This is a genomic window from Burkholderia sp. JPY481 (assembly GCF_038900515.1).
Taxonomy (GTDB): domain Bacteria; phylum Pseudomonadota; class Gammaproteobacteria; order Burkholderiales; family Burkholderiaceae; genus Paraburkholderia; species Paraburkholderia youngii.
In genome coordinates, this window is record NZ_JAYMRT010000040.1 from 15299 (window position 1) to 28819 (window position 13521).

General features: G+C 61.6%; 5 protein-coding genes and 1 pseudogene. 3 read left to right on the forward strand and 3 right to left on the reverse strand.

Annotated features, from left to right (window positions below):
• Nucleotides 1–211 precede the first annotated feature (211 nt).
• Nucleotides 212–3196: a Tn3 family transposase gene (locus VSR82_RS37710; RefSeq protein WP_498858698.1), complete on the reverse strand. Its 2985-nt coding sequence runs from the start codon at nt 3194–3196 to the stop codon at nt 212–214.
• Nucleotides 3197–3261: 65 nt separating this feature from the next.
• Nucleotides 3262–4482 carry a tyrosine-type recombinase/integrase gene (locus VSR82_RS37715; protein WP_498858699.1) on the reverse strand — a complete coding sequence of 407 codons (1221 nt, stop codon included), beginning with the start codon at nt 4480–4482 and terminating at the stop codon, nt 3262–3264.
• Between the two features lie 3 nt (nt 4483–4485).
• Between VSR82_RS37715 and VSR82_RS37720 the strand changes: the two genes are divergently transcribed.
• Genes VSR82_RS37720 through VSR82_RS37730 form a run of 3 tightly spaced genes read left to right on the forward strand, consistent with a single transcriptional unit; the run spans nt 4486 to nt 9520 of the window.
• Nucleotides 4486–5619, forward strand: coding sequence for a DNA-binding protein (locus tag VSR82_RS37720; RefSeq protein WP_498858700.1), 1134 nt, complete (start codon nt 4486–4488; stop codon nt 5617–5619).
• On the forward strand, nt 5619–8975 hold the full coding sequence (locus VSR82_RS37725; RefSeq protein ID WP_498858701.1) for a DEAD/DEAH box helicase: 3357 nt from the start codon (nt 5619–5621) through the stop codon (nt 8973–8975). Before VSR82_RS37720 ends, VSR82_RS37725 begins: the two co-directional genes overlap by 1 nt.
• A 23-nt stretch (nt 8976–8998) precedes the next feature.
• Nucleotides 8999–9520 (forward strand): hypothetical protein, encoded by a 522-nt coding sequence (locus tag VSR82_RS37730; RefSeq protein ID WP_498858703.1) that lies wholly within the window; start codon nt 8999–9001, stop codon nt 9518–9520.
• A gap of 196 nt (nt 9521–9716) precedes the next feature.
• Here VSR82_RS37730 and VSR82_RS37735 read toward each other — a convergent pair.
• A pseudogene (locus tag VSR82_RS37735) lies at nt 9717–13085 on the reverse strand (autotransporter domain-containing protein).
• Between the last annotated feature and the right edge of the window lie 436 nt (nt 13086–13521).

Below are 13521 nucleotides of genomic sequence, written 5' to 3' on the forward strand. Positions count from 1 at the left end.
GGCGGCACAGATGGGCGCCCGATTGCGACCGTTTGGCCCATTGCCGATCAGCAATGGCGTCCTCCCCTACGCCGTCACGTGTATGGTTCAACGTGAGGGGCGGTTGTCCGGGGCGTTACGGTCATTCAACCCCGGGTCTGAAGGAGCAGAGTTCGGCCAAAGCCGACATTGAGGGTCGCCCGGGATTCGTTAATATTTCGCCAAAAGTGCCTTAAGCGGCTGATCTCAAAGCGAAATCTATCGTTGGGTCGAGCGGGAGGATTTTCTTCATCAGGTCCAGCAGGTAGTCGCCGAACCGGTTGATGTGATCCAACCGGTATGGCGAGAGCGCCTTGAGCACGTCGGCGTCGACCGGATGCCCTTTTGCCTGCAACTCCTTGAGCACGCGCGACATCCACTGGACGTTGTAGAGGATCACCATGTTCGCGACGAGCTGGTTGTACTTGATGACCTTGCGCTGCTCGTGGCGGAGGTTTTCAGCGATGACGCCCTCGCCGCCAAACATCAGCCACTGCGCGAAGCCGTTGAACTGTTCGCTCTTGTTGGTCGCCGCGTGAATCGTGCGACGCAATTCGGGATCGTTGATGTATTTGAGCAGAAACAGCGTACGGATCACACGGCCGAGTTCACGAAACGCAAAGTACAGCTTGTTCTTGAAGCTCTCCGACCCCAGGCGTCGCAGGATCGTCGACGGCGTCATTTTACCCGCCTTGATCGAGACGGCCACGCGTAGCATGTCGGGAACATGCCGCTCGATCAAGGCCCAGTCGACGGTCGCGCGAAACAGGGAGTCGATGTTTTTGTAGCTTCGGTTCCGGTCGGCCTTGAAGAACTTCAGGCCCTTGACGTTGCGGATGCGCGGCATCAGCTTGATTCCAAGCAGGTACGCGAGCCCGAACACCGGTGCGCTTTGCGCCTGCGTGTCGCCATGAACGGTGTCGGGCTCCACATCGGACGTATCCCTGATCAACCCGTCGAGAATATAGACAGCCTCGTGTACACCGCACGGAATGAAGTGGCTGAACAGCGCGATGTACATGTCCGACACGTGATAGTAGCCGATCCCGCCGTATCCTCCGTACCGGATATGGTATTCGGACAGCAGGTTCTGCTCGTAAAGATTCCACTTCGTGCCGTCGGCCGACACCTGTTTGCCGGAGCCCCAGAATTTCGGCAGCGCAAACTGGTTGTACGCATTGATGACCCTGACGATCGCCTTGTCGAGCCGCTCTTCGGTGACGTATCGCAGGTTCAGCCACGCGACCTGCTTGCGGCTCAGATTCTTGACACAGCGAGCGGTCTGGCTGGGCCCGAGATTGCAGCCGTAGCAGAACAGCGTCGTAATGAAGCGCTTGCGCGGGTCGTCGATCTTGGTCTCGAAGCCCGACAGCGGGCCGAACAGTGTATGCAGATCGAGCCACTGCTCGGTTTCGGTGAGGATGTCGAGAATACTGATGGGGCGCATCGCGGCCGTGATGGCCTGATCGATAAGTTTCTTGTTCGGCGGTTCGGGTTCCGTCTCGAGCTTGTGAAGGATGAGGCCCTGCTCGGTGATCTCGACGTAGTCGTTCGCCGGAAAACCCGCGTCGACTTCGTCGGCCAGCGTGCTGAGTTGGTCGCGCAGGCCGTTGACGAAGGCGCGCGCGTCGACCGGCAGCCCGACGAGTTCGCCATAGCGAGGCAGTTCCTCCTGGAATTCGTCCCACGACACCTGATGCTCACGAGGGTCGTCATACTGATCACTCTGCTCAACGTAGACATCGCCCGAGTTGAGTTCGCGCATGATTTGGCTGAACACGCACAGCTCGAAATATTTGCGATGCAGCAGCCGGGCGGACCGGCCATCCGGAAAGGTGCTCTTTTCCCATTTCTCCGGGATCGAGTCGAGCGGCAAGGTGGCGACGTCATCGTCACTGAGCATCAGGTGTTCGCGGCGGGACGAGCGCAACGGCTGCATCCACGTCAGCGCGACGAGCAACGCGTCGTCCTGGGAGCTGGGTTTCAGCGGCAGCATGTCGAGACACTGGAAAAGCAGCGATCGCAGATTCCGGTACGGAGTCAGCAGGAAGGGAAAGGTGTGATTGCCGGCGTACGCGATGGGCTCATTGCAGCGGGTCAGCGCGGCGTCGGGATCGCCGTTCAGGGCAGCCCGCATGCGGGCGATGCGCTCGGCATCTGGTACCTCAGCGTCCTGCAGCACGTTGAGTACGTCACGAAACTGGCTGACGAGCGCTTCAAGCTGGTCGGCGTGGGCGAGCTGGTATTGCTGAAGCCGCAGCTTTGCGGTGCTCTCGAGATTGCGCACCGTCTTGATGAAGATTTCCGCGACATCGTCGAGCGCCTTCTGCAACTGCGAGAAGACAAAGAGCACGGCGAGCGTGTAACGTTTGGCGGGCTTGAGCGTGCGCATTTCGTGCACGTCGAGGGCGCGCGCTTCAATGACGAACTGCGTGCGCTTGGGCGCAGAAAGGATTTCCGGTGGCGGTGGCAGGCCATCGGCCAGTTCGCGCATCTGCTGGATATGCTCCAGGAAACTGGCCACCTCACGGGGGCGTGGCCGCTTCGGTTCGCGCTTCAGAGCGTCCCAGCGGGTCTGGCCCGTGTCGCTTACAAAAAGCCCATCGAGCCGCTCCACCTGTGAGGCATCCAGCGAGTCGACAAATGATCGGTAGAGGGTTTCGTAGAGGCTGCTGCGGGCGTGGACGGCGATACGCGAGAGCGTCGCAAGCGGCGACAGTTCATATCGATGCCGGACCAGTTCCTCGATGAGGACGTTGACGATATCGGGCAGTTCAGTTTTGGTGCGGGCGGCGTCGTCCGCCACGGTATCCAGCCAGCTGTATGTCTGCGCACTGGCGGGACGGATGTTGACGAACTCACGAAGGACTTTCTGATGACCTGACTTGCTGCCCGAGCGGTCATAGCGCACGAGCGTGGCGCGCGGGACTGGGCGCACCCCGAGTACCGCGCAGACGTGGTGAAGGATGGCGGCCGGAATGTCCGATACGGGTGGCAGATAGCCAAGCCGCTGCAACAGCTTGAGCTGCGCGAGGATCAGCACGCGTATCGGTGCCTGCCGGAACTGGCCGTACACGAAACGGATTTCGGTGGCGCTGGGCGTGAAGGCGGCACGGAGTTCGCCTTCACTGATTTCGGCAGGCAGCGCCGGATAGGCGGTTTCATGGACGTGATTCATGCGCGCATAAATTGGGGCGGAATGCGGGAGTCTGCCATCTCACGCATTCCCTGGGCGAAACCCCGCTATCCGGCGGGCTTGCCCCAGCCCAGCCGGTGACGCGTCTGGGTGGCCTGATGGCGCGCATCGTCTTCCGCGTGCAGATTGACGCTGGTGGTGGCGAGCGACGTGTGCCCAAGGTTGTCGCGCACGAAGCGCAGGTCGACCTGCTGGTCGGTCATGTGGGAGCCGGCGGTGTGTCTCACCCAGTGCGCCGAGGCGGCGGCCAGCACATCCGCGCGGGCGTGCCACTCGGGTCCACGGGCCCGCAGCCGCCCGGCAGCCAGCCGGAATACCTGCTTGACGATCAGGTGGATGGCGCCGCGCGACAGGGGCTTGTCATGACCGATCAGCGGCAACAGCAGCGGACGCGTTTCACCTGGCTGCGGCGACGGCGGCAGTCCGTGTGCACGCCGGTAGCGTGCCAGTTCGGCAATCAGTTCATCCGAGGCCGGCACCAGGCGGGTCTTGCTGCCCTTGCCGCACACCTCGATCCACCACCGTTCGACGCCGGCGGCGTCGCGCCGGCAGAATGCCGCGCCCATCGGGGTGCTGGCGATCTCCGCAGCACGCAGGCCGCCGAGATACAGGGTCGTGAAGAGCCAGCGACAGCGTGCCGCGTGCAACCGCTCGCGTTCGGTGCCCACCGGCAGGTTCTCGATAGTGATCCTCACCACATCCCACAACTCGTGCGTCAGATAACGCGTGACACGGGGGCTGGCTTTGACGCCGCGGCGTCGCGCGAGCGACAGGGGATTGCCGGCGAGATAGCCGGCGTCGACCAGCCACGCGAACATCGCGTTGAGAATTGTCATCGCATGGCGCACGCTCGTGGGCGACAGCGGTCCCGCGAAGGGCCTCCAGTCGGCAGACTTGCGGCCGGGCTTCTTGCGCGAAGTCATGATCCAGCGCCACGCCGGTTGCGGATCGGCGAGGAAATGCTGATAGACGAGCAGGTCCTCGTGCGTTAGCGATGACAGGGGTTTGCCGTGCTGCATGACGGCCCATAGCAGCAGGCGTTCGGCCTCCTTGCGGTAGGTCGCCAGTGTGCCGGGCACATCGGCGTAGCGGGCCAGCCACGCGGCGCTCGCGGCCAGATCGTCCTCGGCACTGATTTGCGCGATTGAGTTGTGAGCGCGATTGGTGCGGGCAACGCCGGACAGCTCCGGCGGGATGCGCAGGCGTTCAAGCGGCGGCGCCGGGGCATCCGGCACGAGGGGGGCGAGAGGGCTGACGGGGCGGTTCATGGTGTGACGCTGCTGTTCTTCCGCTATTGCATCACGCCCACGGCGAACAAGCTCTACAGCCTGGTGCGCAAGGGCAGCATGACGACGCCCGCCGACGTGCTGAACCGGTTCTGGCAGGATCTGCGCGACAAGACCCGTGTGAAGATCCACCATCCGGACCTGCCCGACGCCATGAAGCAGGTCGCAGCCGACGCCGTGCTCAGCATCTGGCAGGCGGCATCGGAAGCGGCCACCGGCCAGTTGGCCACACTGCGCGCCGAGGCGCGTCATCAGGCCCACGAAGCCGAAGCAGTACGCGATCAGGTCGTCGCAGAACTCGAGCTCGCCCGGCAGGCGACGGCGGCGACACAGGCTGAACTCGAAGCGACGCGCGCGCAACTCGCCAGCATGCGCGATGCGCTAGCCACCGAACGCGAGGCGCATGCGGCAACCGAGGCCCGCCTGCAGGAAATCCGCCGGCAAGTCGACGAAGCCGCCCCTCAGTTCGCGCAGGTCAAGGCCGAATTCACCGCTGAACTGGAGCGCGCACGCGACCGTGTCACCACCGCCGAGGAGCGGGCCGTCAGTCATGAGAAGCGCGCTCTGCGAGAAATTGACCAGGAACGCACCGCTCGCCAGAAAAGCGAAAAGACCGCTGAAGAGCTGCGCGTTCAATTGGGCGGTGCACGCGCTGAACTGAAGGACACAGCGCTCCAGCATGCCGACGCGCTTGCCTCCTTGCGTACCGAGCTCCGGCTTTTACAGCAGCGGGATGAAAGCGCAACGCAACAGCACCTCGCCACCATGGATGAACTGAACAGCACGCGATCGCTGCTGCAGGACGCGCTGCAACGGGCTGAGCGCGCTGATGCCGAGGTTCAGGTCACGCGCCGATTGCTAGACGCGCTGAAAAGAACGCCGTCGGCCCTGACGGTGCCGAAACCCGAAAGGGGGATAACACCACCGGCTGTAACCAGTGTGCCTGGGCAAATCCCAAAGGCCACCTTCCCGCAAACGTTGGCGCGTAAAATAGGCAGCCGTCGCGGACAACGGATGCCGGGAGGCCATGACAAGGACAGGCAGTCAGCACTTCACTTATCCCTGCCTGCCCACACGTTGCCGTCATGGCGGGTTGAACATGCATGGATGGGTCACTGATGTCGTCAGTTTTTTATGACCAGGCGCAGATCGCGCACTGGCTGGATTCCCGCACCGTCGCCCGGGCGCGTGATTACGTCCACGCGGTGTCGAAGCTGCGCTGGCAGGACAACGTACTCAGCGGCGAGGTGCAGGGGACCGCGCGTCGCCCCTATACGGTGGATGTACAGTTTTACGACACAGCGGATGGCCTGTGGGCCGAAAGTGAATGCTCCTGCCCGGTTGGATACGACTGCAAGCACGCCGCGGCGCTGCTGATCGCAGGCCTCGAAAGAATGCCGAAGCCCCAGCCAGGCGTACGTCATGAACTCGTTAGCTGGCTGGAGACGTTTCGTGCCGAACTGGCGACTACCGCGCCCAATGCAAGGAAGGCGGCCTCGAAACCGACCCATACGCTCGCCTATGTGCTGGGCTGGTCGCGCTATCACCAGCGCCATGAAGTGCAACTCTTCAAGGCGCGCCGCAATGCCGACGGCACGATCCGCTCGATCGACGATGCGTGGAACAATGTCGAGGCCGCCCTCATCAAGCCGCCGAAATTCGTCACGGACGATGATCTGACGATCCTGCGTGGACTGTGGCTGGGTCGCTGTCGCGAGGACTATGGCAGCTTCGTGTTGCGCGGCTCAACCGGGGCGGATGTGCTGCAGAAGCTGATCGTGACCGGTCGCCTGTTCGCCGCAGTGAGCGCGAATCAGGGCGCATTGTCCACGCCTGTGGCGCTGTCCCAGGGCGATCCTCGTACGGGACAGATCGAGTGGCAGCCCCAGGCAGACGACCATCTGCGACCTGTATTGCGAACCGGGCCACCAGCCACGCTGCTGCTGGCAACCGAACCGCTCTGGTACGTCGACGCGCAGGCGGGTGTCGCCGGCATCGTGCAGTTGCCGTCGCAATCCCTGACATCGCAGCAACTGGCCACGTACCTGTCGATGCCGCCGATCTCGTTGGCTGAAGCACCGCTCGTGGCCGCCGTGCTGCGCGAGATTGCCCCCGATCTGCCGTCACCTCCGGCACACGACGCATCGGCCATCCGGGTGATCGACACCGAGCCGGTGCCGCTCCTGTCGCTCGACACCCGCTCGGTGTATTCCGCGAGCTTTGGCAAATATGACTACCACAGCGGCGTGCTGGATTTCGCGACCGTCGGTTTCGACTATAGCGGGGTTTGCCTCAACGCGGATAGTGACGCGACCCTGGTCTCGCATCCCGACGGTGGCGTTGTTCAGCTCAGGCGGCGCCCTGATGCCGAGAAAAAGCGGCTGATAGAGTTACGCAAGACCGGGCTGCAGAAGATCCCCGCCGGTCGCGTACAGAGTATGCAATCGCTTCCCGATGCGATGCTCGGGCTGACGGAGCCCGAAGCGTGGTACGCGTTCGTGAATGATGTGTTACCGGTGCTGCGCGGCAAGGGCTGGCGCGTCACCATGACCGCTGGGTTCCGCTTCAACGTGATCGAGATCGACGCCATCGACGGGACGGCGCACCACGCCGGCGACGGCTGGTTCGATCTGGAAATGGGGATCACGGTAGGCGACCGTACGGAGCGCCTCGAGCCGCTGCTGGCGGAACTGTTCCGGCGCGACCGGCGCTGGCTGTCGGGCGAACTCGATACGATTGCCGATGACGAAATGATCGAGCTGAGAACCAATCGGAGCGAACGGCTGCGCCTGCGCGCCGACCGGCTCAAACCGGTCGTGCGGATACTGGTCGATCTGTTCGAGTCTGTTGGAGAAGGTTCCCTGCGGATTTCCGAACTGGATGCCGGCCGCCTCGAAGCACTGAACGATACGGGCCGCTGGCAGTTCCACGGCGATGCGTCAATTCGCCAGCTCGCGCAGCGCCTGCAGGCCGGACCAGGTCTGGCCGAGGTACCCGTGCCGCGCGGATTGCAGGCTGAATTACGCGCGTACCAGCATCAGGGCTTAAGCTGGATGCAGTTCCTGCGCGAGCACAACCTGTCGGGCGTGTTGGCCGACGACATGGGACTCGGCAAGACCGTGCAGACACTGGCCCATGTGCTCGCCGAAAAGGAGGCAGGTCGTCTCGAGCAGCCCGCGCTGATCGTCGTGCCGACCACGCTGGTCCACAACTGGCGCGAGGAAGCGGGACGTTTCGCGCCCGGCCTGAAAGTCCTCGATCTGAACGGGCCCGAGCGCCGCGATCGTTTCGACCAGATCGGCGAACACGATCTCATCCTGACGACCTACGCGCTGCTGTGGCGCGATCAGGCCATCCTCGCGCGGCATGACTATCACCTGCTGATCCTCGACGAGGCCCAGTACGTCAAGAACGCCACGACCAAAGCGGCAGCTACCATCCGCGAACTGCGCGCGCAGCACCGCCTGTGCCTGACCGGTACGCCACTCGAAAATCACCTGGGCGAGCTGTGGTCCCAGTTCGATTTCCTGCTGCCCGGGTTCCTTGGCAGCCAGAAAGATTTTACGAAGCGCTGGCGCACGCCGATCGAGAAAGGCGGCGACACCGTGCGGCGCGAGCTGCTCGCACGCCGAATCCGCCCGTTCATGCTGCGCCGGCGCAAGGATGAGGTTGCGACCGAACTGCCGCCGAAGACAGTCATCGTGCGCACCGTGGACATTGAAGGTGCGCAGCGCGATCTGTATGAAACGGTACGCGCCGCGATGCAGGAAAAGGTCCGGACCGCCGTTGCCGCACAGGGACTCGCCCGCAGTCACATTATCGTGCTCGAGGCGTTGCTCAAGCTGCGTCAGGTCTGCTGCGATCCGCGCCTCGTCAAGCTGGAGAAAGCGGCACAGGTCAGGGAGTCAGCCAAGCTTGACCTGCTCCTCGAAATGCTCCCGGAACTGATCGACGAAGGGCGCCGCGTGCTGCTGTTCTCGCAGTTCACCGGGATGCTGGCGCTGATCTCGGCGGCGCTCGAGAAGGCCGCCATCCCATACGTCATCCTCACCGGCGACACCACCGATCGCATGACGCCCGTGCAGCGCTTCCAGCAAGGGGAAGTGCCGCTCTTCCTGATCAGCCTGAAGGCCGGCGGTGTTGGTCTGAACCTGACGGCAGCCGACACCGTGATTCACTACGATCCGTGGTGGAACCCCGCCGCGGAAAACCAGGCGACGGATCGTGCGCATCGTCTCGGCCAGGACAAGCCGGTGTTCGTCTACAAGCTGATCGCCGCCGGCAGCATCGAGGAAAAGATCGTCGCGCTGCAGGAGAAGAAGGCCGTGCTGGCCGATAGCATTCTGTCCGAAGATGGCGCCGGCGCGGTCAAGTTTTCAGCCGACGACCTCGATGCGCTGTTTGAACCGATTCCGGATGTCTCGCCGGCCGCAGCGGCCCGTCCGCGCGCCAGGACCGGTACGCAGGGCCGATGATGTCCAGTTTCTCTGCAAATTCCATGACCCCAGCCGATTTTCCGTTCCCCGCACAAGCCGGCCACCGGCTCACCATCGCCCACGTCGAGGCCGCGCTCTCGCGCTGGCGTGAGCGCAAACCAGTCACCCTGCACACCTCGACCTCCCCGGGCGAAACCCTCGCCAAACTGATTGCGCGAATGACGACCCGCCGCGAAACCACCGTCCGGTGGATTGACCTCATTTTTGTGGACGTCACGCGCTCGGTATCCTCTATCCGCATCCGGTCGGTAACGCCTGGCCCGGGTTGCCCCCTGACTGAAGCGACAATCAATTTCTCCAGTCGAGCCTGTGATGTTCAAGCCGTTGCCGATCGGTCAAATTTCTCTTTCTGGCTCATCGACTTAGCATCGTTTTGGCGAAAAATTGACGAATTGCGGCCAACCCTCACTCCCCGTTCGCGACCGAAATATTTGCGCGAGTGCCTCGCCTTTGCGGTCGGAGTGGCGGCAGCGAACTTCTGTCCGTCGATGGCACCGAAAAGCGCGCCCAGATCGGACGAGTAGTTGTAGCGGCTTGCAATCGAAACCAGTCTGGCTCGCAATCATCGGCTTTTTCGGCTCGAATTGGTTGCGACTGACGGCGAGCCGTGGGCTCACATTGCTTGCGACCGAGCTTGCAATCATCGGTCTCTGGCTTGCGTTCCATCGATACGGGCTCACAGTAGTTGCGACCATTGCGGTGACAATGAGGTTCGCTTTTTCAGAACTTCCAGTTTAAATTGCCTTGCACCGTATGATCGGATTGCCGGCTAGCCAGCGAACCCGAATATCCGATGCTGAGGCGTCCATTCTCGCCGATATCGATCCGGGCATCCACGCTTAGCACTGCCGCATCTTTCGCAACCGGCACGCTCGCGACCGAGAAACCGTCGCTGCCAGAAGCGAATGCAAGCGTCGCAACCGGACGGCCGCTCGTCAGCGCGTGCTGCCAGCCGAGGCTCCCTTGCAGCGTAAGCTGCATCATCGATATCAGCGTGAACTGCGTTGTGCCGCGCATGCCGAGCGTTGTACACGATACATCGTTGTTGCCTTCCTGAGCGCGCAGCGTGGCCGCACCGCCTGTCTCGGCCATTCCATGATTGTTCAAATGAACATAGGCGAGCTGCCCGAACGGCTCCACGTCGGCTGCTCCGCTAAGGTTTAGACGATAAGCGGTCTCGGCGAACACCTGGGTCGTTTCTGCGTTCAGCGTGCCGCTTTCGTGCTCAGACGTCGCGCCATACTGCACATAGCGATCCATGCCACCTCGGTGCCACGCGTGCTCTACGCCCGCGCGCAGCCCGAGCGCGCTGGGCTGCTAGGCCGCATATGCACCGAGATGAAAGCTGTCGAATGATGCAGACGACGGCTGGTCACGCAGATTGACGCCGCTATGGCTGTAGCAGGCGAGGCCACCCACGCGAACACCATCGTGCACCATTGCATCTGCACCCGCGAGGAAGCCACCTGTCGAACTGGTGTATCCATTGACGCCATCACCCCGTGCGCCCCCCCACGAGCCCAACAGGCGCGCCCAAGCGCCTGACTGTGTCGAGGCGGTATCACGCGTAGCCCAGAGCCGCCCGAACACCGCGTCGGGTACCTGACGGCTTTCATTGATGAGCGTCGCGTAGGTGGCAGGATAAATTTCACCCGTCAGTTGTCCAAATGTTGCCTGTGGCACCTGTGCGGAGATTGCGAACAGCACACTGTTGTACACTGCGCTGCCCGGGTTCAGTGTCTCCATCGCGCGAGCGACAATGCGTTCGTTATCCGTACCCGCGACGCTCGCGAACGGCGTCGCGCTTCGATTCACGGTGAGACTGACGCTCGTCGGACCATATGCGAGCGACGGCAACACGAACAGGTAGCCACCAGGCGTCGCAAACTGACCTTCGACGCCTCCTGCGGCGTTCAAAATGTCGAAACGCTGACCCAGAATCGAGCGTGACTGTTCGAGACTAAGGGATGGGGGTGAATGTTCAAGCGCAAGGCTGAGCGTGCCATTCGCGATACGCGCTTTACCACCTGCGTCGATCCGGTCGCTTGCTCCGCTCGGCGAAAGTTCGACCGCATAGGTTGATCCTGTTGCGAAATTCGCGTCATTCGTTACTTTCAACAGGCCGATCGAATGTCCAGGGGCGACCGTTCCTCCTTCATTCACGTTCAGAGATTGCAGGGCGCCGTTGCCGCTAACGACCCCTCCGTTACCGACCGCGACGTTGCCGCTTGCTCCGTCGAGCGACGCAAAGCCGCGTGCCAGCAACACGTCACCCGTCCTCCCTGTATTCGTTACGGCTACGGTTCCGCCTTGGTCGATCGACAACTGTGCGCTTGTGCCGGCGATCGTTGCGCCGCCACCGTTCACCGCAACATCAGCCGTCCGGCCGGTCACTGTGAGCCGTCCAGCTGCATTGACCACCGCGCCGGCGACAATCGAGCCATCGATCCGCAGTTCCCCACCGTCAACCATTGTCAATCCGCGATAGGTGTTGTTCCCCGACAGGGTCAGCAGACCACTGCCTGATTTTGTCAGGCTACCTTTATAGGCACGTGCCTGGTAAGCAGACTCGCGCTCGGTGCCGATCTCGTACGCTGTCTTGTCGCTGTCGCTCGCATTCGAGGGCAGTCCCTGCGTCCAGCCCTTCGTTTTCAGCGTATCGAGCCACGATTGATGCTCTGCTGCGTCCTCTTTCTGACGCGCGGCGAGTGCGACGTCCGAAATGTCGTTCGACCATACGTCCGACATGCCAGAAGGCACATTCACATTGAACCGACCCGGCAACTGGCTGGGGCCGTTCATTGCCTTCTATAGATCTGGGAGTCCCCAGCCCGCCACCGCATTGGGAACATGTGTGTTACCAGGAATCAGGGCAGTGAAACCGCCGGAGGTGCCGGTAGTGTCGCGAGGCAGCTTGTTCAATGGTTTCGACGGATCGACTTTGGCGGGATCCGAAACCATCTCTCGCGAGGTCGTCAGCAGTGCTGTCAACGCCTGCTGGCTAGTCAGATAGGGGTAACGCTCCATGACCAGCGCAAGCGCACCGGAGGCGTACGGAGCAGACGCGGACGTACCGTTGAAGCCAGGGTCATAGCCGCCTCCAGCCTTGGGTGCCATCGCCACGGTCGGCGCCATGAGACACCACCATTTTGCAACACCGCACTGGTTATAAACTTGCCCGTTGTTGCTCGAATAGCCGGACACTGCTAGCCAGTCCCTTTCGACTTCCGGGCGATAGTAGGGTAACGCGGCTAGCACGTCCGGATTTCTCTGCGGGTCGTTCGACGCGGCAATGACTTCGATATAGCGATATTTCGTGGCAGCTTCTGCGGCTGCATCTATCCAGGTTTTCGAACCTTCGCGCGCGCGTTTAGCGAATCCCTGGTACGCGGTTTTGAGCTGGTCAACAGAATCTGTCCGATTCTCCGCTGAAATGGGAGAGTTCTGTCCCCGACTTTGATTGACGATATGAACACCGCTCTTTCCCAAGGCATCATAGGCAGCAGTAAAGTAACCGTAGTCTAAGCAGTTGGAGCCCTGCTCACGATTGTCGTCGGTCCCATTGGTGTTTGCGACATAAACATCTGCATTGAACGCAACACCCTGCATTCCTTTGCCGTCTCGTGCGGCACCAATGGCTCCGCTTACCTCGGTCCCATGCGAGTCATTGACGCCATCGACATGCGATCCGCGAACATTGAATGCGTCACCCTTCCTGACCGGGATCATCGAATCGTCGGCATAAAACTGGAACCCGTCTTCATAGTATGTACCGATAGTAGACACAGGATGGATCCGAGGCCCTGACAGTTCGGGATGTGTCGTATCGACGCCTGAATCCAGCACCCCGACTTTTATACCTCTTCCGGTAAACCCCATCGCATACGCGTATTGCGCCTTCATCGCGCCAGCCGACCAGCTCGCCTTGAATTCTTTATCGTTGCCCCAAGATTTGGCGGCTTGCTCCAGGCTGTCCGTTTTGCTACCGTCGGCATTCGTATAGAGTCGTTCCTGACCGAATGCTGGCTTTAGAAACAGAGATCCCACAAGAAATACATGAAGCAATGCGATCGACCTTGCCTTATACATCGCTTTAGCCTGTGTTCGGTATGATCGACGCTTAGAGCCGCCATCGTACCGGCGGAAGGAAGTCGTTCGGGCTGCAAGCAACGATTGCGCGATACGTATCGACAGGGATCAAGCGTGCGGCTGACCATATGCACAAGGTCGATCTGTAACGCGAGCGTGAAACGGCGGAGGTGTCGGCGATGATGAGCATGGCTCAACGAGCGGTTGTTGGCAAAAATTGTGCGGTGTCCGGTAGGAGACTCGAGCTGATGGGACGCATGCGAGATGGTGCGCATTCCGTGAGCTTCCCTCGGTTTTTCGCCTTCCAGGGGTCCGGGGTTATGCAGCCGTATCCTTTGTCCGCTGAGCCGCAAGCCAGTCTTGCATGAACTGAGTTGGCGACGTGAAGCCGAGCGATGAATGACGACGACTGCGGTTATAAAACACTTCGATGTAT